Origin of the sequence: Bacillus sp. SN1 (assembly GCF_002796895.1) — a bacterium.
In the GTDB taxonomy this organism is placed as follows: Bacteria; Bacillota; Bacilli; order Bacillales; family Bacillaceae; genus Bacillus; species Bacillus inaquosorum.
In genome coordinates this window covers 1,010,309-1,034,393 of the sequence record NZ_PHIE01000001.1, presented here as the reverse complement: position 1 = coordinate 1,034,393, position 24,085 = coordinate 1,010,309, and the positions used below count along the sequence as shown (strand labels likewise).

The 24,085-nt window shown below is 42.5% G+C and carries 24 protein-coding genes and 1 pseudogene; 14 read left to right on the top strand and 11 right to left on the bottom strand.

Annotation, left to right across the window (positions count from 1 at the left end; all coding sequences use genetic code 11):
* Positions 1-29: 29 nt before the first annotated feature.
* On the bottom strand, positions 30-668 hold the full coding sequence (locus tag CVV77_RS04990; RefSeq protein WP_003238795.1) for a YktB family protein: 639 nt from the start codon (positions 666-668) through the stop codon (positions 30-32).
* Between the two features lie 239 nt (positions 669-907).
* On the opposite strand from CVV77_RS04990, the gene CVV77_RS04985 reads away from it, so the two are divergent.
* From CVV77_RS04985 to CVV77_RS04975, 3 genes are all read left to right on the top strand, one after another.
* On the top strand, positions 908-1,096 hold the full coding sequence (locus CVV77_RS04985) for a hypothetical protein (RefSeq protein ID WP_009967148.1): 189 nt from the start codon (positions 908-910) through the stop codon (positions 1,094-1,096).
* 138 nt (positions 1,097-1,234) lie between these two features.
* Positions 1,235-2,032, top strand: a complete 798-nt coding sequence (gene suhB, locus CVV77_RS04980; protein ID WP_019258302.1) for an inositol-1-monophosphatase — start codon at positions 1,235-1,237, stop codon at positions 2,030-2,032.
* Positions 2,033-2,057: 25 nt separating this feature from the next.
* Entirely contained in the window at positions 2,058-2,474 is a 417-nt protein-coding gene (locus CVV77_RS04975) for a GNAT family N-acetyltransferase (RefSeq protein ID WP_100275140.1), read from the top strand.
* An 84-nt stretch (positions 2,475-2,558) separates the two neighbouring features.
* Here the strand turns inward: CVV77_RS04975 and CVV77_RS04970 are convergent, their stop codons facing one another.
* The 4 genes from CVV77_RS04970 to nprE form a co-directional block, all read right to left on the bottom strand.
* Positions 2,559-3,473: a class I SAM-dependent methyltransferase gene (locus tag CVV77_RS04970; protein ID WP_100274760.1), complete on the bottom strand. Its 915-nt coding sequence runs from the start codon at positions 3,471-3,473 to the stop codon at positions 2,559-2,561.
* Positions 3,474-3,615: 142 nt separating this feature from the next.
* On the bottom strand, positions 3,616-4,518 hold the full coding sequence (locus tag CVV77_RS04965; RefSeq protein ID WP_100274759.1) for a prolyl oligopeptidase family serine peptidase: 903 nt from the start codon (positions 4,516-4,518) through the stop codon (positions 3,616-3,618).
* A 75-nt stretch (positions 4,519-4,593) separates the two neighbouring features.
* Positions 4,594-5,028 (bottom strand): Rrf2 family transcriptional regulator, encoded by a 435-nt coding sequence (locus CVV77_RS04960; RefSeq protein ID WP_019258305.1) that lies wholly within the window; start codon positions 5,026-5,028, stop codon positions 4,594-4,596.
* 99 nt (positions 5,029-5,127) lie between these two features.
* Positions 5,128-6,693 (bottom strand): neutral metalloprotease NprE, encoded by a 1,566-nt coding sequence (gene nprE / locus CVV77_RS04955; protein ID WP_100274758.1) that lies wholly within the window; start codon positions 6,691-6,693, stop codon positions 5,128-5,130.
* Between the two features lie 268 nt (positions 6,694-6,961).
* Between nprE and CVV77_RS04950 the strand changes: the two are divergent.
* Together CVV77_RS04950 and CVV77_RS04945 are read left to right on the top strand one after the other, a co-directional pair.
* Positions 6,962-7,078 (top strand): annotated as a pseudogene (locus CVV77_RS04950) (sigma factor-like helix-turn-helix DNA-binding protein); the annotation flags it as partial.
* On the top strand, positions 7,075-7,368 hold the full coding sequence (locus CVV77_RS04945) for an anti-sigma factor family protein (protein WP_003238772.1): 294 nt from the start codon (positions 7,075-7,077) through the stop codon (positions 7,366-7,368). The pseudogene CVV77_RS04950 and the gene CVV77_RS04945, both read left to right, overlap by 4 nt.
* A gap of 43 nt (positions 7,369-7,411) precedes the next feature.
* Here CVV77_RS04945 and CVV77_RS04940 read toward each other — a convergent pair whose 3' ends face one another.
* A complete protein-coding gene (locus tag CVV77_RS04940; protein ID WP_100274757.1) occupies positions 7,412-8,023 on the bottom strand; it encodes a hypothetical protein in 612 nt (203 codons plus the stop codon).
* Positions 8,024-8,294: 271 nt separating this feature from the next.
* On the bottom strand, positions 8,295-8,483 hold the full coding sequence (locus CVV77_RS04935; protein WP_003238768.1) for a YlaF family protein: 189 nt from the start codon (positions 8,481-8,483) through the stop codon (positions 8,295-8,297).
* A gap of 112 nt (positions 8,484-8,595) precedes the next feature.
* Here CVV77_RS04935 and typA point away from each other — a divergent pair, with 112 nt between their 5' ends.
* A complete protein-coding gene (gene typA, locus CVV77_RS04930) occupies positions 8,596-10,434 on the top strand; it encodes a translational GTPase TypA (RefSeq protein ID WP_019258311.1) in 1,839 nt (612 codons plus the stop codon).
* Between the two features lie 56 nt (positions 10,435-10,490).
* The gene (locus CVV77_RS04925; RefSeq protein WP_003238765.1) at positions 10,491-10,808 is read left to right on the top strand and encodes a YlaH-like family protein; all 318 of its coding nucleotides are present in this window, start codon (positions 10,491-10,493) and stop codon (positions 10,806-10,808) included.
* Between the two features lie 54 nt (positions 10,809-10,862).
* On the opposite strand, the gene CVV77_RS04920 is transcribed toward CVV77_RS04925, so the two are convergent.
* Both CVV77_RS04920 and CVV77_RS04915 read right to left on the bottom strand, forming a co-directional pair.
* Positions 10,863-11,072, bottom strand: coding sequence for a YlaI family protein (locus CVV77_RS04920; protein WP_003238763.1), 210 nt, complete (start codon positions 11,070-11,072; stop codon positions 10,863-10,865).
* Between the two features lie 82 nt (positions 11,073-11,154).
* Positions 11,155-11,784, bottom strand: coding sequence for a YhcN/YlaJ family sporulation lipoprotein (locus tag CVV77_RS04915; RefSeq protein ID WP_019258313.1), 630 nt, complete (start codon positions 11,782-11,784; stop codon positions 11,155-11,157).
* A 154-nt stretch (positions 11,785-11,938) separates the two neighbouring features.
* Here CVV77_RS04915 and CVV77_RS04910 point away from each other — a divergent pair, with 154 nt between their 5' ends.
* Complete coding sequence (locus CVV77_RS04910) at positions 11,939-13,267, top strand: PhoH family protein (protein ID WP_003238759.1); 1,329 nt, start codon at positions 11,939-11,941, stop codon at positions 13,265-13,267.
* A 2-nt stretch (positions 13,268-13,269) separates the two neighbouring features.
* Here CVV77_RS04910 and CVV77_RS04905 read toward each other — a convergent pair whose 3' ends face one another.
* Positions 13,270-13,755: a hypothetical protein gene (locus CVV77_RS04905; RefSeq protein ID WP_084992586.1), complete on the bottom strand. Its 486-nt coding sequence runs from the start codon at positions 13,753-13,755 to the stop codon at positions 13,270-13,272.
* Positions 13,756-13,857: 102 nt separating this feature from the next.
* On the opposite strand from CVV77_RS04905, the gene glsA reads away from it, so the two are divergent.
* From glsA to pyc, 4 genes are all read left to right on the top strand, one after another.
* Positions 13,858-14,787, top strand: coding sequence for a glutaminase A (gene glsA / locus CVV77_RS04900; RefSeq protein ID WP_100274756.1), 930 nt, complete (start codon positions 13,858-13,860; stop codon positions 14,785-14,787).
* Between the two features lie 97 nt (positions 14,788-14,884).
* A complete protein-coding gene (locus tag CVV77_RS04895) occupies positions 14,885-15,166 on the top strand; it encodes an Fpa/YlaN family protein (protein ID WP_003221339.1) in 282 nt (93 codons plus the stop codon).
* Between the two features lie 206 nt (positions 15,167-15,372).
* Positions 15,373-16,584: a cell division protein FtsW gene (gene ftsW / locus CVV77_RS04890; RefSeq protein ID WP_100274755.1), complete on the top strand. Its 1,212-nt coding sequence runs from the start codon at positions 15,373-15,375 to the stop codon at positions 16,582-16,584.
* Between the two features lie 74 nt (positions 16,585-16,658).
* On the top strand, positions 16,659-20,105 hold the full coding sequence (pyc, locus tag CVV77_RS04885; protein WP_100274754.1) for a pyruvate carboxylase: 3,447 nt from the start codon (positions 16,659-16,661) through the stop codon (positions 20,103-20,105).
* Positions 20,106-20,566: 461 nt separating this feature from the next.
* Here the strand turns inward: pyc and ctaA are convergent, their stop codons facing one another.
* Positions 20,567-21,487, bottom strand: a complete 921-nt coding sequence (gene ctaA, locus CVV77_RS04880) for a heme A synthase CtaA (protein ID WP_019258318.1) — start codon at positions 21,485-21,487, stop codon at positions 20,567-20,569.
* Positions 21,488-21,840: 353 nt separating this feature from the next.
* Here ctaA and cyoE point away from each other — a divergent pair, with 353 nt between their 5' ends.
* Both cyoE and coxB read left to right on the top strand, forming a co-directional pair.
* Positions 21,841-22,758, top strand: coding sequence for a heme o synthase (gene cyoE / locus CVV77_RS04875; protein ID WP_003221348.1), 918 nt, complete (start codon positions 21,841-21,843; stop codon positions 22,756-22,758).
* 240 nt (positions 22,759-22,998) lie between these two features.
* The gene (gene coxB / locus CVV77_RS04870; protein WP_088110974.1) at positions 22,999-24,069 is read left to right on the top strand and encodes a cytochrome c oxidase subunit II; all 1,071 of its coding nucleotides are present in this window, start codon (positions 22,999-23,001) and stop codon (positions 24,067-24,069) included.
* Positions 24,070-24,085: the final 16 nt, after the last annotated feature.

Sequence of the window (24,085 nt, the reverse complement as noted above, 5' to 3'; positions counted from 1 at the left end):
AAAGAGCCGGGTGATATCCCGGCTCTTTTTTATGCTTGTGATACTTTTTGGGTAAAACGGTACAGAAAAGCAAGCTGCTGGAAGGCATCGTCGATACGCTGAAGGAATTCCTGGTTATTCATATTCAGCACTTCTTCTTTTTGAAGCTGGATGCCGCATAACAGCTCGGCTTTCTTTATAGTCTGCAAACGCTCAAACAACGTCTTCAGCTGTTCCTTGTCCATTTCAGACTGCTTATGTACTCCCGGTTTTGTGTGATCTGCGGACCAAACGAAGCTGTCTGGAATATTTTTGGTAATCGTTTCCTGATTCGCTTCAAGCAATTTGCCGTATTCTTCTTTGATAGGGGATTCATAAATAATCGCGAACCACACAAATACGTGGCTTTCCCATAAACCAATCTGAAAATGCGGCAGTTTTTTATAGCCTCTTTTGCTGTTTGCGAACGCCACCCAGCTGTCAGCGGGGGGATTGACGGATCTTCTTGCGTGCTTTGCCACATGCGGAAACATTTCATCTCCGGTTAGAGCTGATAAAGTTGGGGCAAAATGTTCGCCTAGAGCTGTAAGCTTCGGACGAACCGTCTCTTTTAATACTTCCATGCGCGCGTCTAAGCCTTCTATTGTAAATGTGTTAAAGTCTTCTTCCGTAAAACGCATTTGTGTCATGATTTTCCTCCTTCATGCTAAGTATACATATTTTATCACAGTTAGGACGAGCGGCAAAAAGATTGAGCGCGTTTGAAGAAAGGGGAAATGTGGTAATAAACGAGTAGGTAAACACACAATTTTCAGAATCATGTTACGCGCAAATAGAACAATCATACGATATAAGAAGTAATCATTGTTGAATGGCAAAATGGGATGCTTTTTTACAAACAAATGATCTCTGGAAGGGGCGAAAGACAATGAGGCAAGTTGTGAAAGAGGGATTTAAGGAAGAGAAAAACAATCGTGTAGCTGTCTGGAGACTAGAGGTTGATTATGAATTGGCAACCCTATATGAAGCAATGCAAAAAGAAAATGAAGAACAGATTGAGCAAAGCAAAAACAAACTTGAGCGACTCAGAAAAGAATGGATTCGTCTTAACGGGTAAAAAAGCGATAGTGAAAACGAACCGCGTGAATGGTTCGTTTTTACATGAGAAGGGATATTTTTCATTTTCCTTGCTTTTTCACCGCCGTTATCAGTATCCTATAAAATAAAGGTCTACATAGAAGAGAGGTACGCACGAATGACAAATTGGACGGAAATTGATGAAATTGCAAAGAAATGGGTAAGAGAAGCAGGCGCGAGAATTAAACAATCCATGCATGAAAGCCTGACAATTGAAACGAAATCAAATCCGAATGATTTAGTCACCAATATTGACAAAGAAACGGAAAAGTTTTTCATTGACCGCATTCAAGAAACGTTTCCGGGACACCGCATACTCGGCGAAGAAGGGCAAGGGGACAAACTCCACTCACTTGAGGGAGTCGTCTGGATTATCGACCCGATTGACGGGACGATGAATTTTGTGCACCAGCAGAGAAATTTCGCAATTTCAATCGGAATTTTTGAAAACGGAGAAGGGAAAATCGGGTTAATTTATGATGTGGTGCATGATGAGCTGTATCACGCATTTAGCGGCAGAGGAGCTTATATGAATGAAACGAAGCTGGCTCCCTTAAAAGAAACCGTCATTGAAGAAGCGATTCTTGCCATTAATGCGACATGGGTAACGGAAAACAGAAGAATTGATTCAAGTGTGCTAGCGCCCCTTGTGAAAAGAGTCAGAGGCACACGATCCTACGGTTCTGCCGCTTTAGAGCTGGCAAATGTCGCGGCAGGAAGAATAGATGCTTACATCACGATGCGGCTTGCGCCATGGGATTATGCAGCCGGCTGTGTGCTGTTAAATGAAGTAGGAGGCATTTATACGACCATTGAGGGAGAGCCGTTTACCTTTTTAGAAAATCACAGTGTGCTGGCCGGAAACCCATCTATACATAAAACGATATTTGAAGAGTATCTTCATGCTGGAAAGTAGGCCTTTTGAACAGGATGACCTCAGCTTGTTAGAGAAGCTCGCGGAGGCTCATCCTGTATGGAAAGAGGAGGAGTTTGGGGAGAAGGATGCAGAAAGCTATATAATCTCCTATTCCATGTACAACGGGTCATGGCTTGTATGGGAAAAAGATGGTCATCCTGTTGCCGTAAGCTATCATCTCGAGTGGGCGCCTTCCAATGGAAAGCCGTGGCTTGGAACGGTGCTGGTAGACCCGGCTGAAGAAAAAAAGGGGCATGCGAGGATAATTATTGAACGGATCAGCAAATCGCTTAGAGACAAACATAAAGCGATGTTTGCGGCAGTTCCCATTGACCGCAGTGAATGGATACTGTTTTTGAGCCAATGCGGCTTTGAACAGCTGAAAACGGAAAATGATGAGAAAGGCAAATCATTTTTGATCCTGGTAAAGCCTTTAGCGTAAGCTGCCGTATGATGACGGCAGCTTATTTTTTGTATGCCAGTACCTTAAAAAGCCTCCCAAAATTGAGAGGCATCTGTTACAAAATTATTTTTTCACCGCATGAATATAATGAATCGTTTCAAACGCTGACAAATAGTCTGTTCGATTGCCAAAGAAAAGGCCATTAATGTCGGCTGGTGATAGATGTTCATAAATCAGCAAACCTGATGACTCTAACATTCTTTCAATTTCATCATAAGTAAAGCAAGATTTCATCGGTTCTCCGCTTGCAGCAGCCATCTTCACCATATGTTCAACTCTATTTGATGTTCCTTTTGCTGTAAAGAGTGTTTCGTCCGCATAATCAAAAACGATAGAGCTCCCTGATGGGACATGAGAAAATAAATTGCTGATCAAGCCTGCATTTTCTTCTCGTGTTAAATAATAAGACACTCCCAGAAGGCTAAAGAATGTTTTTGTGTTTTCAAATCCTTTATCTATAAGAGGCTGATACGAAAACGTTTTGGTAAAATCCATAGGAACAAAGTGAAGATGTTCAGGCAATGTCAGATTTGCATCTTTTAGCTTATTTTTTTTGAATTGCTGTGTAGCCGGATGATCAACCTCGAAAACTTGTAAGCTGTTTTCCAATTCAGGATGCCGAAAACAGAAAGTATCGAGCCCGGCCCCAAGAATGACATACTGTTTTGCTCCAAGCATCAATTCGTTGTGTAAGACTTTTTCGCAATACGAAGCACGTGCTAAGGGCGTGGGCGACAGCTGGACTTGCGTAACCCATTTTAATATTTCTTCGGGATCATTTTGCAGGCGTTCAGCAATCTCTTTGTTGAAAAACGTGATTCCTTGAATCATATTCTCGCTGATGTCGGAAAACTCTTTTTCGTTAATAAGCTCTTTTGCAATAAAATCATCAAAAATGAGAGGCGTGTCATATCGGCTGTGATACGCACGGGCAAAAGCTGAAATCAAAGACGTTAAGCTGGACTCATTTTTCCTCATGAAATGATCCTCCCATAAAAAAATAAGATTCCCCTGGCCAGGAGAATCTTATTATACATACAAATATATTAATAGTAAATTATAGCATAAATAAAATTTTTTGTCAATGTTTTTGCTCTTTCTTCAGTCGTATGAACTTCCTTTATTTCATATGCTTACGTTCATTCTTTAGATAGCAGTTAAAAAAATCTTTTACAATGTCAAGAGTATGATGCTGGGTAAAACCGATATGTCCGGCCTCCTTTATTTTATACATAATGGCATCGTGGCCTGCTTTTTTTAGTGCGTGATAAAATTCAGCGCTTTGCTCATACGGAACGACGTCATCCTGATCACCATGCATAATAAGAATTGGCGGCGCCTTGCGATGTACATATTCAATAGGGCTGGCTTTTCTGGCTTTTTCCTTATGTTCCTGAATTGCCCCGCCAATAAGCTTTGATTCAGGAGAATGAGGGGAGTCATGATCAAAAATAGACGGATATCGGCTCATTGTCAGTAAATCGGTCGGCCCAAACCAATCTGCAATGGCCTGCACTCGACTCGATACATGGGCATATTCCCGGTTTCCATCGAATTCTTTTAATCCTTCAGTTAATCCGAGCAGTAGAGCCAAGTGTCCGCCGGAAGAATCTCCCCAAACCCCGATGTTTTGCGGATCGATATTGTATGCTGAAGCGTTGGCTTTTAAAAAACGCACTGCTGTTTTTACATCCTGCAGCTGAGCGGGGAAGACTGCATCGCCGCTTCCTCTGTACTGCACACTTGCGACGGTGTACCCCTCTTTTGCAAATTCAGCAAGCTGAGGCAAAAAGGCGTATGTATCCTGTTTTGTCCAGCCCCAGCCGCATCCTTGTAAATAAATTATTAAAGGGTAGGTTTCTTGGTTGCCTTTTTTGTCAAACAACGCATCCATTGGATCACGGCGCACCAGCAAATTTAATGTAAGAGTAGTATTTTCTACGGTTGAAAATTCAATATCGGGAATGAGTTGTACATATGAATTAACATTTTGCTCCCAATGAAGTTCTTTTATTTCTTTCATCTCATCATCTCCAGTATGAAATAGGGTTTAACCGTTGTAATAAACTTCATTACAACGGTTATAAAAAAAGTATGCTTACTGTGAAGCATTCCTTTTTTGAACGATTAATTCAGTCAGTTCCTTTACGCTTGTTTCCTTCAATATATTCTCCATGGCGTCTTGGGCTTTTAATAAAATGAGCTCGAGAACACGATGAATATTTGCCCCGACCCAGCAGTTTGGGTTGGGATTTTCATGGGAATGAAAAAGCGCGCCTTCTTCAACAACTTCAGTGGCCTTATAGATGTCGTATAAAGTGATGGCGTCTGCATCTTTTAATAAATAAGCCCCACCCGAACCCCTTTTCACATCGATTAGACCTGCTTTTTTTAATAAGCGGCTGATTTGGCGGATAATGACTGGATTGGTATTTACGCTGTCAGCCATTTGTTCTGAGGTGAGGTGATCCGTCCGCACATTTAATAGAGACAACATATGTACGGCTATCGTGAAGCGGGTGCTGATTCTCATGGTATCATCCTTTCGTTGTAATGATTATACTTACAACAGAAACGAAAATCAATACATGTAACGAAAAAAAGCCTGAGAGATCTCAGGCTTTTTCTAATATTACAATCCAACAGCATTCCAGGCTGCTTCAACTTTAGCGGCATCAGTTGAGCCGTACAGATCACGGGCAGACTGAATAAGAGCTGCCTTTGCATCTTTGAACGTGGAAGAAGGCGTGAGGTACGTTGTTAACGCACGGTAATAGATTTGCTGTGATTTAGATACACCAAGCTTTGTAATGGTATTGTAAGCGGCTTTGTTTGGAATTCCGCTGTTTATGTGTACGCCGCCATAATCGCCTTCATCTGTGTTTGGAAGGTTTTGGTAATCGGCATAATTGTCAGGCTGATCGTATTTTGTCGGATTGGACAGGCTGCGGAGAGCAGGCTGGCTGACTGTAATGTCTTCACCAATGTCCCAGTCTTCTGTATCTGTAAAATAACCGAATACGTCAGAGAATGATTCGTTTAATGCCCCCGGCTGATTTTCATAAATCAAGTTGGCCGTTTCTTGAGTGACGCCATGTGTCATTTCATGTGCTGTCACATCTAATGAGCCGGAAAGCGGAGAGAAGAATGATCCGTCGCCGTCACCGTAAATCATTTGATCGCCTGTCCATGCAGCATTGTTATACCGAGTGCCGTAGTGAACGGAAGACACGATTTTACTGCCTTTGTTATCATAGCTGTTCCGTTTAAATGTCGAATAAAAATAATCGTACACTTTACCAAGGTTATAGTGGGCGTCAACGGCTGCCCGCTGAGATGAAGTTGTAAATGTATTAGTTGTGCTTGAGACAAGCGTTCCCGGAAGGCGGCTTTGTCTGTTTTGCAAGTCATATGTGATGATTTGAGTGCCTGTTGGTTTTGAAAGATCTCTTAGAACGTATTTTCCGCTCTCATAAGAGATGTTCAAAGGAACGGTTGCACCCTTTAGAGTTGTTCCGCTTCCAGTGGCGGCAGCGTGTTCTACTTTATTTTGCTGTTTTAATATGCTGCCTGTTTCGGCATCAACTAAGACTTCCCAGTTTGCAGGTTCAGGCTCGATATAGCGAATCGTCACATCGTAAGCAAGACGATAGCTGCCGTCCTTTGTTTCTACCGCTTTTAACTCGGCTTTATCACTGTTTTTGGCCGTTCCGTTAGAAACAGCGTCCGGTGATTTGCCGATGGCTTTGAAAGCGAGTGCCAGCGCTTTTTCAGAAGAGACTTTTTGGCTGTTTTCTGTTTTGCCAGCAGATTGATTGTGTAATTCGCCATTGATCGCATAGACATTATCGGATTTATCGACGTGAACGATCACTTGTGAATCTTTAATAGGCACTCCGTTAACCACAGGCGCATATCGAAAGTGCTTGTACCCAAGGGCATCAGTCGTGCTTTCGACAAGCTTCAGCCTTTTGGCAGGATCACCTTTAAAAATGTTGCTGTTCTTCTTCAAAAACTGTTTGACAGCCTTGTCATTTGGTGCAGATAGTTCTGATTGCGCAATTGCGTTTTTGGAGAGGAAATTTGTTTGATTCTCTTTAAGCTGATGACTTTCAGCAGCCTGAACACCAGGAAGGCTGATTGACAAACTCATAAACGAAGCAGCGACAGCAACAGACAATTTCTTACCTAAACCCACAATAAATCCCCCTTTTTGAAAATACTGAAAAATCTTTATATCGTTATATTAAACTAGCATTCTGGAATACTCAACAAAAACTAACATAACTAGACAAAATTGATAGAATTGTCCTGTGTTTATTTTTGCTGAATAATATCAAGATGAGTCATGTGTCATGTGATGGTGCATTGCAAGTGTTATGTCTTTTTACATATCAAAGAGAAGATGAGAGATTTTTTGTTTCTTATTGAAACTTTTTGACAAGCCGGCTGTCTAACCGACTGATGAAGAAATCGCGGAGATATTAGGATGGAGTCTTGCAAAGGTGAAAACCACACTTCACCGAGCCAGATTAGAGCTTAAGAAAAACATGGCGAAAAGAAGAGAGGAGGAGGGGATATGACCTGCTTTCTAGTAAGAGACCTGCTTCCTCTGTATCTTGAAGGTGATTGTAAAAGAGAAACGGAACACGTCATTGAAGAGCATTTAAAAACCTGCAGCAGCTGCAGAGAAATGTTTGACATGATGGCTGAGCCTTTTGAATTGGAAGGTGAACAGGCCGTTGAGGAGAATTTTCTGCCGGAAGAGGAAATACGGTTTAAACAGAGGTACTACGGTTTGCTGATCGTTAAAGCTGCCTGCTGGTTTGGAGCGGCTGTTGCCGTGATGCTGATCATCAAACTGCTGATCTAAGGAAAAGCGCTTGCCGGAAAACGGACAAGCGCTTTTCCTTAGATTAAGCTTGGGGATGAATCATTTCGTAGATTGCGGCAAGCTGTTCTTGTGACAGAGCACCGAAGAGTTTTTCGTAAACGTCAGTTTGCAGAGTTGTCGCGCCTGCTTGTACCGCTGCATCTTTATCATAGCTGTATACACCGTCCTGTAATACAATTGCTGCTTGAAGAATGTGGATCTTTAGGGAAACAGCAGAGAAAAATTGTTCAAGTGCGAGTGCTTCTTTTTCTGTGAAGCCAAGTTCAATTGCTTTTTCTGTGTCAAATTTGTAATTTCCATCTTCGACATACACACATTGTGAAACAACATTGAAAAATTCTGATGTCGACTCCCATAATGTTGCGATTACTTGAGCCTCTTCTTTTGTCATGCCTAGCTCGACAGCTTTTTCACTGTCAAAATAATACACACCGTCTTGTTCGTATATACATTGATTTAATATATCAATGAATGTATTGAAATCTTCGTTTGTAATTGTCTGATGTTGAACATGAACAGCAGTGTTATCAGCCAATGTTTTTGCGCTGGCTGCACCAGGGCCGAACGTTAATAGAGCAGCTGAGGTCATTGCGGCAGTCGTTAGCATAGCTTTTTTTACAAATGTTTTCTTCATGTTTCTTCTCTCCCTTTTATGAATTATGTTACAAATTCCATTATAGGGAGAGATTAGTATGAGAAAAATAGGCTCTATGGTATTTTATGTATGCCGTTGCCGAACTACTTTTGGCCGTCACATGTGTAATCGTTAGAACGATTGTCTATGTATGAATCCTGTTTTGCATCTTCCCGACTAAGAAACAGGGGAGATAAGACTTAATGAAATAAAAAACACCGCTTTCTTTGCGGTGTTTTTTGATTACAATGTCTCCAGCGGGGCAATGCTTTTAATCAAGCAAGCCCTGCTCGCGCATTTTCTTTTTTAATGTAAATCCGCCGCCCATAACGGCGCAAACAAGTACAATGCTGGCTGCAATGCCTATTGCGCTTTTTTCAGCGATAAAGACGCCGATCAGCATAATGCTGAAAACCGCTGCAAATGCGAATAATAGTAAAAGCCAATTCATTTTTTTCATATTTTCCATCCCCTTTTACGTCTTATCATAAGTTTACAGAAAAACGTGACGCTTTTAAAGAGGATGTGTGGTATAATATGAAAGTTATCTAATTTTATTAGGAGATGAAAAAGTGAAACTTCGAAATGATCTTCGCAACATCGCGATTATTGCCCACGTTGACCATGGGAAAACGACTCTAGTCGATCAGCTTTTACATCAGGCTGGTACGTTCCGTGCCAACGAACAGGTTGCTGAACGCGCAATGGACTCTAATGATCTTGAACGCGAACGCGGCATTACAATTTTGGCGAAAAATACTGCGATTAACTATAAAGATACACGCATCAATATTTTGGATACCCCTGGACACGCAGACTTTGGGGGAGAAGTAGAACGGATTATGAAAATGGTTGACGGCGTAGTGCTTGTCGTTGACGCATATGAAGGCTGTATGCCTCAAACTCGTTTCGTTCTGAAAAAAGCTCTTGAGCAAAACCTGAACCCGGTTGTTGTTGTAAACAAAATTGACCGTGACTTTGCTCGTCCTGAGGAAGTTATCGATGAGGTTCTTGATCTGTTCATTGAGCTTGATGCCAATGAAGAGCAGCTCGAGTTCCCAGTAGTATACGCTTCAGCGATTAATGGAACAGCGAGTCTTGATCCGAAACAGCAGGATGAAAACATGGAAGCTTTATATGAAACGATTATTAAGCATGTTCCGGCACCTGTTGATAATGCAGAGGAGCCGCTTCAATTCCAAGTTGCCCTTCTTGACTACAACGACTATGTAGGCCGTATCGGTATCGGACGCGTATTCCGCGGCACGATGAAAGTCGGTCAGCAGGTTTCTCTTATGAAGCTTGATGGAACGGCTAAATCATTCCGTGTAACAAAAATTTTCGGTTTCCAAGGCTTAAAGCGTGTGGAAATTGAAGAAGCAAAAGCGGGAGACCTCGTTGCGGTTTCCGGTATGGAAGATATCAACGTTGGTGAAACGGTCTGTCCTGTAGACCATCAAGATCCGCTTCCAGTGCTTCGCATTGATGAGCCGACACTTCAAATGACATTTGTCGTAAATAACAGTCCGTTTGCAGGCCGTGAAGGCAAATATGTAACGGCCCGCAAAATCGAAGAGCGTCTTCAGTCACAGCTTCAGACGGATGTGAGCTTGCGTGTCGAGCCTACAGCTTCTCCTGATGCTTGGGTTGTTTCCGGACGCGGTGAGCTGCACTTGTCAATTTTAATTGAAAATATGCGCCGTGAAGGCTATGAGCTTCAGGTGTCAAAACCTGAAGTTATCATCAAAGAAATCGACGGCGTACGCTGTGAGCCTGTTGAGCGTGTACAAATCGATGTTCCTGAAGAGCATACAGGTTCTGTCATGGAATCAATGGGTGCCCGCAAAGGCGAAATGATTGATATGATCAATAACGGTAACGGCCAAGTCCGTCTCATCTTTACAGTTCCTTCCCGCGGATTGATCGGTTACTCTACAGAGTTCCTGTCATTAACACGCGGATTCGGTATTCTGAACCATACGTTTGACAGCTACCAGCCGATGCAGGCGGGCCAAGTCGGCGGACGCCGTCAAGGTGTGCTTGTGTCAATGGAAAACGGAAAAGCGACATCTTATGGTATTCAAGGAATTGAAGACCGCGGTGTTATCTTCGTTGAGCCGGGTACTGAAGTATACGAAGGAATGATCGTTGGAGAGCATAACCGTGACAACGACCTTGTTGTTAACGTCAGCAAAATGAAACAGCAGACGAACGTCCGCTCTGCGACAAAAGATCAGACAACTACAATCAAAAAAGCGCGTATCATGTCTCTTGAGGAGTCTCTAGAGTACTTAAACGAAGATGAATACTGTGAAGTAACGCCTGAATCCATCCGTTTAAGAAAGAAAATCCTCAATAAAAACGAACGTGAAAAAGCAGCTAAAAAGAAAAAAACAGCAGGATTGTCTTAATCTCTTGCAGAATTTGAAAAGATAGAACCCGCACGTTTGCAGGGGAGGGAATCTTTTTGAATGACGTAAATGAACGCCTGTCGTTCTTTGCCGCTCTATATCAAGTAGACCGGCAGCCTGCGGCAGGCATGTGGCTGCTGTACGGCACGATTTTTGTGCTAGCCGTTATTGTGTTTAAGCTTGGCTTTGCTAAACGGCTTCCGGTATTAAAATCAGCAGTGGTGTATGTATTTCTGGCTTTGGGCTGCACTGTTTTGACCTTTTTAGGAGTGTTTTTGCCCGTGGCAGAGGGATTGGTCGTCGCTGCGCTGATTTTAATCATTTACAAAATTCGGCTGTATCAGTCGAAAAAGGGACAGTCTGCAAAATCATAAAAAGACTCAGCTGAGAAGCTGAGTCTTTTTTGTTCTTTATGGTAAAGCGTTGCTTTATTTTTTGACTTTTTCTTTCTTCTGCTGTCCCGGATGAAAAGTGAATTTTCCCGTTTTCAGCCGTTCTTCTGTTTTTTTGGTAATCCGGTCGTGGCATTCCTGACACATATATGTATGGATTGGGCGGTTTCGAAGCCGTTTCGCGATCAGGGTATCATCATCAATAGTTTCAATTTTATCGCAAATAGAACATTGGACCCTCATCATATCACCTCTTTCACTAACATGTATTATAGCACGGATCAGAAGCTGTCCAAAATAAGAAAAAGCTAAAGCGCGAGGCTATAGCTTAATCATTGTTATTCTTTTTCATATGATGATCAGATTGATCGTTTTGCTCCTGATCCATTTCCTGCTGCTGCTTTCTGTTTAATTGATCATTTTGCTGCTTTGTTTGCGGCTCGTCTTCATTATCAATCACATCGTTAGGCACTTCCGGAAGCACTCGGCCGACAATCGCAGCCAATTCATCTAATATGCCTGTCACCGGACGGCCTTCACTGATTTCCCTGCTCATTTCATTCAGGCGGCTGACCGTATCTGGGTCAGCAATGACAACTGCGTTGGCGCCGTATCGATCATTTTTTAGAGCTTGGGCTACAGAATATTTAATGGTTTCCACTTTGCTTCTGTCCAAAGTATCATCGACGTCAATCCCCACAACGGCATATCCTCCGAGCACAACGGCTGTTGCATCCTTGACATCAGGGATTTTTTCAGCAACGCTGACAAGATGCTTGGCAATATCCGTTCTTGTTCCATTGTCTTTTGTCTCCTGAGTTGTGTCCTTTACGTGAATCGGTTTGGTTTCCTGTTGTCTTGTTGATTCTTCTTCAACATTTTGATCCTGTCTTCCTTGCTGGTAGGCACATGCGGACAGGATAAGCGTCAGCTGTATGATAATGAAAAGAATTCGCACTTGCGGGTTCCCTCCTTGAGATACATTCATTAATTTTATTGTTGAATTAACCTTCTATCTTTATGCACAAAAACATATATTTTAGCAGGCATTCACCTTTTTCATCGTAAGAGAAGCAGGAAGAACTTTGACCCTTATATCAGGAGGCTGAGACTTGAGTAAAATTTATGTGTTAGATACGAATGTGTTATTACAGGATCCTAACGCGATATTTTCTTTTGAAGAAAATGAGGTTGTCATCCCTGCTGTTGTATTAGAAGAGGTTGATTCAAAAAAACGGTATATGGACGAAGTTGGGAGGAATGCAAGGCACGTATCTAAGCTGATCGATGCGCTAAGGCAAAAGGGCAGGCTGCATGAGCAGGTCCCGCTCCACACTGGGGGCACATTGAGAATTGAACTGAATCATCGTTCGTTTCACCAGCTGCAAGAGATCTTTATTGAAAAAACGAACGATAATCGTATATTAGCTGTTGCTAAAAACTTAAGCCTTGAGGAAGAAACGAAGGAAGATGGCAGGGCGGTTATCCTTGTCAGCAAGGATGTATTGGTCAGAGTTAAAGCAGACGCAATCGGGCTGCATGCTGAAGATTTCTTAAATGACCGGGTTGTGGATAATGATGAAATGTACAGCGGCTATAAGGATTTATATATCAGCCAGCAACTGCTCAGCTCTTTTTATGGGAAAAATCAAATTTCAGTAAATGATTTAAAACAGCACGCATTTTATCCGAATCAATTCGCTTTAATGAAGGATGAGCTGGGAGGATCATCCTCAGCTGTCGGAATTGCAGATAAAACAGGAAAGGTCTTAAAAAGGCTTGTATTTGATGATGAACATGTATGGGGAATCAGGCCGAAAAATGTACAGCAGACAATGGCATTAGAGCTTTTGCTGCGTGAAGATATTCCGCTCGTCACCCTGATCGGAAAAGCAGGAACCGGCAAAACGCTTTTAGCATTGGCGGCGGGGCTATTGCAGACAGAAGACTTAGGAATATATAAAAAGCTGGTCGTCGCAAGACCGATTGTTCCTGTTGGCAAAGACATCGGATACTTGCCCGGCGAAAAAGAGGAAAAGCTAAAGCCTTGGATGCAGCCGATTTTTGACAACTTAGAGTTTCTGTTTAATGCGAAAAAACCGGGGGAGCTTGAGGCCATTCTGTCGGGTATTGGCTCAATTCAGGTTGAGGCGCTGACTTATATCAGGGGGAGAAGTATTCCAGATCAATTTATTATTATTGATGAAGCACAAAATTTGACCAGGCATGAAGTGAAAACGCTGCTGACGAGAGTCGGTGAGGGCAGTAAAATTGTCTTAATGGGCGATCCTGAACAAATTGATCACCCATATTTAGACAGTTTGAACAATGGTTTGGCCTATGTGGTTGAGCGATTTAAAGGACAACCCATCTCAGGCAGCGTGAAGCTGTTAAAAGGTGAGAGATCAGGTCTCGCTCAGCTGGCCGCTGACTTGCTGTAATACTAAACGATTTCAATTTCTTTTATATGGGTGATCGGCTGTTCGTGATCAACTGGATATTCAAAGTAAATATGTACGGGGCCGCCTTCTTGAATCGGCTTGCCTGCTTCACTGAAATGGACAATACTGTTCAGAGCGGTTTCAAGAGGAACGGCGGCCTTTCCCGAACTTGTGACGAATACGCATTGTGTCGCGGAGCTGAGCGGCTCGGCATTTTTCAGAACAGTTCCAAGTTTCATTGCGAAACTGCCGTTCATCAGTTTTTGCTTCTCGAATTGTTTTTCCGTCTTTAATGTTGGCGGCGCAATCCGGCCTTCTCTGATCACGCGTTCAGGATCAAGATCCGATTCATCCCCGGCTGATTGTAAATGTATGTCTTGACCGTCCCCTTTGTGGTCAAACGAAAATTTGCGATCATCAAAAATCCATACACTCGGATCAATGGTGATCGGATATGTAACATTGCCTTTTACTTGTATAACACTCATGATATAACCCCCTTCTCTCAAAATTATAAAAGTTTTCGCATGAATTGTCACTTTGTGTACAAATTATGTGTATTGAAATGCTCAGGGAGCGAGGGTGGTTGCATGGTATGCCGGCATAATGACGAGCTTGAAGCCTTAGTAAAAGAGGCAAAAAAGGTGACAGACAAGGGGGAAGTAGCCAGCTATATTCCCGCCTTGGCAAAAGCTGATAAAAACGATCTGTCAGTGGCGATTTATTATTCCAATAATGCTTGTCTGTCAGCGGGTGACGTAGAAAAAACATTTACGCTTCAAAGTATATCGAAAGTCCTCTCACTTGCATTGGTGTTAATGGAATACGGCAAAGATAAGGTCTTCAATTATGTCGGACAGGAGCCGACCGGTGATCCGTTTAATTCAATTATCAAGCTGGAAACAGTGAATCCGAGCAAGCCGTTAAACCCTATGATCAATGCCGGGGCATTGGTCGTGACAAGCTTGATTAAAGGGAAGACGGTGAAAGAGAGACTTGATTATTTGCTTTCTTTTATCAGAAGGCTGACAAACAACCGAGAGATTACATACTGCCGGGAAGTGGCTGAATCTGAATACAGCACGTCAATGATTAATCGGGCAATGTGTTATTATATGAAGCAGTACGGCATTTTTGAAGATGATGTAGAAGCTGTAATGGATTTATACACGAAGCAATGTGCGATTGAGATGAACAGCCTGGACTTGGCGAAAATCGGATCTGTATTCGCGCTGAACGGCAGACACCCTGAGACTGGGGAGCAAGTCATCTCAAAAGATGTTGCGAGAATTTGCAAAACGTTTATGGTGACGTGCGGAATGTACAATGCAAGCGGGGAATTTGCAATTAAGGTCGGAATTCCTGCAAAAAGCGGCGTATCCGGAGGGATTATGGGCATTTCGCCTTACGATTTCGGGATCGGCATTTTCGGCCCGGCATTGGACGAAAAAGGGAACAGCATTGCGGGTGTAAAGCTTTTGAAAATAATGTCTGACATGTACAGGCTGAGTATTTTTTAATTTATGGCATCTGCTTAAATCCTCTTGCATTTTCTGCTCATACCCTTTATGATAAATAGAAGAATTAGGTACTCGCCTGGGGAACGGAGGGATACTTTTGGCTTCAGAGATGATAGTTGACCATCGGCAAAAAGCTTTTGAGCTCTTAAAAGTTGACGCTGAGAAGATTTTGAAGCTGATCCGAGTACAAATGGATAACTTAACGATGCCTCAATGTCCTCTATATGAAGAGGTTTTAGATACTCAAATGTTCGGGCTTTCGAGGGAAATCGATTTTGCTGTCCGCCTGGGATTGGTTGATGAAAAAGACGGTAAAGACCTTTTATACACATTGGAGCGCGAATTGTCTGCTTTACATGACGCGTTTACAGGTAAATAAATGATAAAACTCAAACTTATTAACAGTTTGGGTTTTTTTATAACCGCTGATTTTCTCTCATCTCCTTAAAGACGGTCTTTTTTTACACATTCCTTCCGAATCGTATAGAGATTCTTCGTCTCGTTTGATAAATTGTAGTAAAATAAAAAAATAGAAATACATAAAAACCATAGATAATGGAAGTTAGAAGCAGGGAAGAGGATGTTATGTTAAAAAAAATGCTAAAATCTTATGATTACTCACTGATATTCGCAATTGTTTTATTATGCGGATTCGGTTTAGTGATGGTATACAGCTCAAGCATGATTACGGCTGTTTCTCGGTATGGAGTAAGCAGTAATTTTTTCTTCATGCGGCAGCTGTTTGCTTTAATTGCGGGGGGCGCTCTTTTTATTCTCATGGCTTTGTTTCCTTACAAAGCACTGGCTCACCAGAAGTTTCAGAAGGGCATGCTGCTTGTTTCTGTTCTGGCGCTTATCTCGCTGTTCGTATTCGGGCATGTTGCCGGAAACGCACAAAGCTGGTTTAAAATTGGCGGATTGAGTTTTCAGCCGGGCGAATTTGTCAAGCTGGTGGTCATATTATATCTTGCGGCCGTATACGCCAAAAAACAAAGCTATATTGATCATCTGTTAACGGGAGTGGCGCCTCCAGTGGTGATGACAATCATTCTTTGCGGATTGATTGCTATGCAGCCTGACATCGGTACAGCGTCGATTATCGCTTTAATTGCAACATGCATGATTTTGTGCTCAGGTTTCAGCGGAAAAACGTTGGTAAAGCTTATTTTGTTGGGCGGGATTGTTTTAATACTGGTCAGCCCGATTATTTATTTAAATAAGGACAAGATCCTAACAGAAAAGCGTTTAGATCGTTTTGAGAGCCTTGAAGACCCGTTTAAATATGCGGATTCATCAGGTTTACAAGTGATCAATTCATATTATGCGATCGGCTCAGGCGGTATTTTCGGTCTGGGACTCGGTGAAAGTATTCAAAAATACGGATATCTGCCTGAATCACATACTGACTTTATCATGGCCGTGATTGCTGAAGAACTAGGTATTTTTGGGGTATTGTTTGTGATTTTCCTATTGGGTTTTATCGTAATAAAAGGCTTTTATATTGCCAGGAAATGCGAGGACCCGTTTGGAAGTCTTCTAGCGATCGGCATTTCGAGCATGATCGCCATACAATCGTTTATTAACCTTGGCGGTGTCAGCGGATTAATTCCGATTACGGGGGTTACGCTGCCATTTATCAGTTACGGGGGCTCTTCTTTAGTGCTGCTGCTGGCGAGTATGGGGATATTAGCGAATATCAGCATGTTTGTGAAATATTCAGAGAATAAGAAAAAGAGAGAGCCCTTGGCGCCGAAGGGAATGAAAAAGAAACAGCTCAAAAAAACTGTTTATCTGTAAAAAACAAGTGTGTACATGGGAAGGATATTTCGCTATGATAGATTATATTCCATTCGGGTAAGGGGGAGAAAAGTTTGTCTCAGCAAACGATACAAAAAGTATTAGTAGCAAACAGGGGAGAAATTGCAATCCGAATATTCCGGGCTTGTACCGAATTAAATATTCGTACTGTTGCGGTCTATTCAAAAGAAGATTCCGGTTCCTACCATCGGTACAAAGCGGATGAAGCATACCTGGTCGGTGAAGGGAAAAAACCGATTGATGCTTACCTGGATATTGAGGGTATCATTGATATTGCGAAAAGAAACAAAGTCGATGCGATTCATCCGGGATACGGTTTCTTATCTGAAAATATCCATTTCGCGAAACGATGTGAAGAAGAAGGCATCGTATTCATTGGTCCAAAATCCGGGCATCTAGATATGTTTGGTGACAAGGTAAAAGCGCGTGAGCAGGCAGAAAAAGCCGGAATCCCTGTGATTCCCGGAAGCGACGGTCCTGCAGAAACGCTTGAAGCAGTCGAACAATTTGGACAAACTAACGGTTATCCGATTATCATTAAAGCTTCGCTTGGCGGCGGCGGCCGCGGTATGCGGATTGTCAGATCTGAAAGTGAAGTCAAAGAAGCATATGAGCGTGCAAAATCAGAAGCAAAAGCAGCCTTTGGCAATGATGAAGTTTATGTAGAAAAATTGATTGAAAATCCGAAACATATTGAGGTTCAGGTGATTGGAGACAAGCAGGGCAATGTCGTCCACCTTTTTGAGAGGGACTGTTCTGTTCAAAGACGCCACCAAAAAGTCATTGAAGTGGCACCGAGTGTCTCGCTGTCACCTGAATTGAGAGATCAGATTTGTGAAGCGGCAGTTGCGCTTGCGAAAAATGTAAACTATATAAACGCAGGTACGGTTGAATTCCTTGTTGCAAACAACGAGTTCTACTTTATTGAAGTAAACCCTCGCGTACAAGTTGAACATACGATTACAGAAATGATTACAGGTGTCGACATTGTTCAAACACAGATCCTTGTTGCCCAAGGGCACAGCCTTCACAGCAAAAAAGTAAATATTCCTGAGCAAAAGGACATTTCTACAAACGGCTATGCCATTCAGTCACGGGTTACGACTGAGGATCCGCAAAATGACTTCATGCCTGATACAGGAAAAATCATGGCTTACCGCTCAGGCGGCGGTTTTGGTGTCCGTCTTGATACTGGAAACAGCTTCCAAGGAGCCGTGATTACACCGTATTATGATTCACTACTCGTTAAGCTTTCCACTTGGGCTTTAACGTTTGAACAGGCGGCGGCCAAAATGGTCCGAAACCTTCAGGAGTTTAGAATCAGAGGCATTAAAACAAACATTCCGTTTCTTGAGAACGTTGCAAAGCATGAGAAGTTCCTGACAGGGCAATATGATACATCTTTCATTGATACAACACCTGAATTATTTATTTTCCCTAAACAGAAAGACCGCGGAACGAAAATGCTCACTTACATCGGCAATGTGACAGTGAACGGGTTCCCTGGAATCGGTAAAAAAGAAAAACCGGCGTTTGACAAGCCGTTAAACGTAAAAGTAGACGTTGATCAGCAGCCTGCCAGAGGGACAAAGCAAATTCTCGATGAAAAAGGTGCTGAAGGGCTTGCGAAATGGGTTAAGGAGCAGAAATCTGTCCTTTTAACTGATACGACATTCAGGGATGCCCACCAATCGTTATTGGCGACGAGATTCAGATCTCATGATTTGAAAAAAATCGCGAATCCGACGGCTGCTTTATGGCCTGAGCTATTCAGCATGGAAATGTGGGGAGGCGCGACCTTCGATGTAGCTTACCGATTCCTGAAAGAAGATCCGTGGAAGCGTTTGGAGGACCTTCGCAAGGAAGTGCCGAATACTTTATTCCAGATGCTGCTTCGTTCATCAAATGCGGTCGGCTATACGAATTATCCGGACAATGTGATTAAAGAATTTGTGAAGCAATCCGCTCAAGCCGGTATTGATGTGTTCCGTATTTTCGACAGCTTAAACTGGGTAAAAGGGATGACGTTAGCCATTGATGCTGTTCGGGATACCGGCAAAGTGGCAGAAGCAGCGATTTGTTACACGGGAGATATTCTTGACAAGAACCGCACGAAATATGATCTTGCTTATTATACGTCGATGGCGAAGGAGCTTGAGGCTGCCGGAGCCCATATTCTCGGAATTAAAGATATGGCGGGACTGTTAAAACCGCAGGCTGCATATGAACTCGTTTCTGCATTGAAAGAGACGATCGACATTCCGGTTCACCTTCATACGCATGATACGAGCGGCAACGGTATTTTTATGTATGCGAAAGCTGTTGAAGCCGGCGTTGATATTATAGACGTGGCGGTCAGCTCAATGGCGGGATTAACGTCTCAGCCTAGCGCGAGCGGATTTTATCATGCGATGGAAGGCAACGCCCGCCGTCCGGAAATGAATGTTCAAGACGTTGAATTGCTGTCCCAGTATTGGGAGTCAGTGCGTAAATATTATAGTGAATTTGAAAGCGGAATGAAGTCTCCGCATACTGAAATTTATGAGCACGAAATGCCTGGAGGCCAATACAGCAACCTGCAGCAGCAGGCGAAAGGAGTAGGCCTTGGCGACCGCTGGAATGAAGTTAAGGAAATGTACAGACGCGTCAACGATATGTTCGGTGACATCGTGAAGGTAACGCCTTCCTCTAAAGTAGTCGGAGATATGGCGCTCTATATGGTGCAAAATAATCTCACTGAAAAGGACGTTTACGAAAAAGGCGAATCATTAGATTTCCCTGATTCTGTAGTGGAGCTTTTCAAAGGAAATATTGGCCAACCTCATGGCGGATTCCCGGAAAAACTCCAAAAGCTGATCTTAAAAGGCCAGGAGCCGATTACGGTCAGACCGGGAGAACTGTTAGAGCCGGTATCCTTTGAAGCAATCAAACAGGATTTTAAAGAGCAGCATAACTTGGAGATTTCAGATCAAGATGCTGTGGCGTATGCCCTTTATCCTAAAGTCTTCTCTGATTATGTGAAAACGGCAGAAAGCTATGGAGACATTTCGGTATTAGATACGCCGACATTCTTCTATGGCATGACCTTAGGTGAAGAAATAGAAGTGGAAATTGAGCGCGGAAAAACATTGATTGTCAAGCTGATTTCAATCGGTGAGCCTCAGCCTGATGCCACTCGCGTCGTTTATTTCGAACTGAACGGACAGCCGCGCGAGGTTGTCATTAAAGACGAAAGCATCAAGTCTTCCGTTCAGGAAAAGCTGAAAGCGGACCGGACAAACCCAAGCCACATCGCAGCTTCTATGCCTGGAACGGTTATTAAGGTATTGACTGAAGCAGGTACAAAAGTCAATAAAGGTGATCATTTGATGATCAATGAAGCGATGAAGATGGAAACAACGGTTCAGGCGCCTTTCTCAGGAACAATCAAGCAGGTTCATGTCAAAAATGGCGAGCCGATCCAAACGGGAGATCTTCTTCTCGAAATTGAAAAAGCATAATAAACCGGAGTGTATATCATTGGATATACACTCTTGTTTTTTTAAAAAAAAGCGGAGTGAAACAGTTGAAAGTGTGTGTATGGTTTTAAGGCTTGAAGACAATTCAGCACTGTCACAAGTCATTTTCTATTCAAAACAAAAAACAGAACTTATCTGCTGCCGATCCTTCAGGTAGATCAGTACTTTATAAACGTGAAGTATGATATAAGCCATGAATATCTCTTTAAGACTCAATCTGTTTTTTTAAATGAGGCGCGGCAAAAGGCTTTACCTGCACATTTTTTATCATGAAGCGATACAGATGGATTCATATGAAATTGATGCGTTTTTTATAATCAGGATGACGCAGGATACGGAGCGCACCGTTCCGCTCATTGATCATCAAGTTCAGCGGAGACTAGCGATGGAAGCGTATGAAGCGGCAAAAAAAGACCAAAGCGTAGGGCTTTGGTCTAGGGTCGTTATGATTGTTTGGATTCATAACGGAAGCGTGCAATTAATAATAAGAAATAGCATAGAACGCCAAACAGGCAGGCTATAAAGAACGAGTGGGCAAGTGCAAAACCCAGAGCCAGTTCAGTGTATACGATCATAATACCGGACAGCGCCTGTAATGTGATAAAAATAAGACATGAGATCCAGCCCCAAAAGATCTGTTTTTGATCTTTATAGGAAGTAATAGCATGAACAGCGGCAACAATAATCCATACAAACAACAGCAAGGCTGCTGCTCTGTGGCCCATTTGCACCCATTCATGGAATTGAGTCGGAAGTCCATTGTTCAGCGGACTGCACAGCGGCACATCAGGACATGCCAAGCTTGACTCAGTATGTCTTACATATGCGCCTGTATACACAACGATATAGGAATATATTAAAATCCCTATCATGTGAAATTGCATTTTTTTGCCGATTTGGAGCGGCTTAACCAGTTTTCTAACTGATTTATCAGCTTCAAATATGAGCAATGTCAAAATGAGCACTGAAGCGAAAGAAATCAATGAAATGCCAAAGTGAAGCGCCATAATCAGCGCGTTTGAACCGAATACGACAGCCAATGCGCCAAGCAGTGCCTGTAGAAATAAAAAGATAATAGACATGATCGCGAGAAACGTTGTTTCACGGAAAATAGGCGTGATTTTTCTCCAAGACCAAAATGCAAGGCTTAACACAAGGATAATAGAAATCCCGCTTGCGAATCTGTGGCTCCATTCAATAATTGAAGCCGGATTCAGTTCAGGGAAAAAACGGCCGTGACACAGCGGCCACTGTCTGCCGCATCCTTGGCCGGAACCTGTTTTTGTAACGAGGGCACCCCCGATTAAAACAATAAGCATGACAAATGTTGTCAGAACACCGAGAGCTTTTAATGCTTTATTCATACAATATTCACCTTCTCAACATACTGCTGCAATTTTATATACGTTCCAAGTGTAAGCGAATATGTGTTTTGTGGCAATTCTTAGAGCCTTTTGTTCACAAAATTATAATAGAATGACGGCTTCCGGAAAATGTACACTTGATTATTCATGCCGGGTCTGATAGAAATAAGGTAAACGCACTGCCGATTTGGCGATTGCCTTCATCTTTGGTAAAATTCATAAAAAGTTCACAAATAAATTCCTGTTTGTCGTTTAATATTTAATAGGATGTTTTTTTACAAGATGTTATCTTGTATGATAGAGTTGCAGGTTTTTTATTCTCCTGCGTTAGGTTTGTAAGGGAGGTTTACGTTATGGCTAACTCCAGAATCTTAAATGATACAGCTATAGACGGACAAATTGAAGAAACAACGGCGTGGAAAGATTTTCTGTCCCTTATTAAAATAGGGATCGTCAATTCTAATCTCATCACGACTTTTACTGGAATGTGGCTTGCACTGCATATTTCCGGTTTGAGTTTTTTAGGCAATATAAACACCGTTCTTCTTACGTTAATCGGGTCTTCTCTGATTATTGCGGGCTCCTGCGCGATCAATAACTGGTATGACCGGGATATTGACCATGTTATGGAGCGCACGAAAGTAAGACCTACGGTTACGGGTAAAATTCAGCCGAATCAGGCATTATGGTCTGGAATTTTACTGGTTGCTTTAGGATTGATCATGCTGCTGATGACAACTGTCATGGCTGCCGTTATCGGTTTTATCGGAGTCTTTACGTATGTTGTATTGTACACAATGTGGACGAAACGCCGTTATACGATTAACACAGTAGTAGGAAGTGTTTCCGGTGCAGTGCCGCCGCTTATTGGATGGACGGCAGTGGAAGGCAATATCGGTGTCGTGGCATGGGTATTATTCATGATTTTATTTATTTGGCAGATTCCTCATTTCTTAGCATTGGCTATTAAGAAAACTGAGGATTACAGAGCTGCAAATATTCCGATGCTTCCTGTCGTATACGGATTTGAAGTGACAAAAAGACAAATTATTGTCTGGGTTGCGTGTCTGATGCCGCTACCGTTTTTCCTTGGAAGCCTTGGCCTTCCGATTGTCATCCTCGGCTTGCTGTTAAATATCGGCTGGCTGATTCTCGGCTTGATGGGCTTCCGCTCCAAGAATATCATGAAGTGGGCAACACAGATGTTTGTTTACTCGCTCAATTACATGACAATCTATTTCGTTGCCATGGTTGTCTTGACTCTTTTCTAAAAAAATAGATACATTGCTTGTTTTATCGCTTCAAAATAAACGATGACAACTAGTAAATGCCGCCTTGACCTTTTGTTTAATCAGGCGGCTTTACTTTTATACATAGATGGCATTTTGAGTAAAAAAACTCATAATTTAAGAGAAGAGGAAATGTAAGTGCTTTATTGGTGGTAGGCTGGATTGCGATGAATTTCGAGTCTGCTTTCCGCCTTGTATTGACCAGAAAAGGGGTTGGGTGAAATGGTAAAGCATTGGCGTCTTATTTCATTATTAGCCTTAGTGCCGCTTCTATTAAGCGGATGTGGAAAACCTTTTTTATCCACGCTCAAGCCTGCTGGCGAGGTGGCTGATAAACAGTATGATCTGACAGTGCTCAGCACATTGATTATGGTGGTTGTTGTTGCAGTAGTATCTGTTATCTTCTTTTATGTGATTGTGAGATTCAGAAGATCAAGGGTCGGTGAGAACACGATACCGAAACAGGTAGAGGGGAACAAATTTTTAGAAATCACATGGACCGTGATCCCGATTTTGCTGCTCATCATTCTTGTGATCCCTGTCGTATTATATACGCTTGAGCTAGCAGATACATCACCAATGGATAAGAAAGGCCGCAAAGCCGAGGATGCTCTCGTAGTCAATGTCCGGGCAAATTTATATTGGTGGGAGTTTGAATACCCTGATTACGGCATTATCACAAGCCAGGAGCTCATTGTGCCGACAGACCAGCGTGTATATTTTAATTTAAAAGCTTCCGATGTCAAACATTCCTTCTGGATTCCTTCAGTCGGAGGAAAACTTGATACGAATACAGATAATGAAAATAAGTTTTTCCTGACATTTGATTCAAAACGAAGCAAAGAAGCAGGAGATATGTTTTTTGGGAAGTGTGCAGAGCTTTGCGGTCCTTCACACGCGCTGATGGATTTTAAGGTAAAGACGATGTCTGCAAAAGAATTTCAGGGCTGGACAAAAGAAATGAAAAACTATAAGTCTACAGCAGAGAGCGATTTGGCTAAGCAGGGCGAAGAACTGTTTAAAGAGAAGAACTGTCTGAGCTGCCATGCGGTAGAGCCGAATGATAAGCGTGCAGAAGCAGCTAGAACCGCACCTAACTTGGCGACCTTCGGTGAAAGGACAAAGGTAGCAGGGGTGAAAGAGTCCAACGAAGAAAATGTGAAGGCTTGGCTGAAGGATCCTGAGAGCATAAAACCTGGGAACAAAATGACAGGAACATATCCGAAGCTGTCAGACAGTGAAACAGATGCGCTTTATGAATACTTAAAAGGGTTAAAAGCGGAAAGCAAGTAGGGAAGAAAGGGAGATA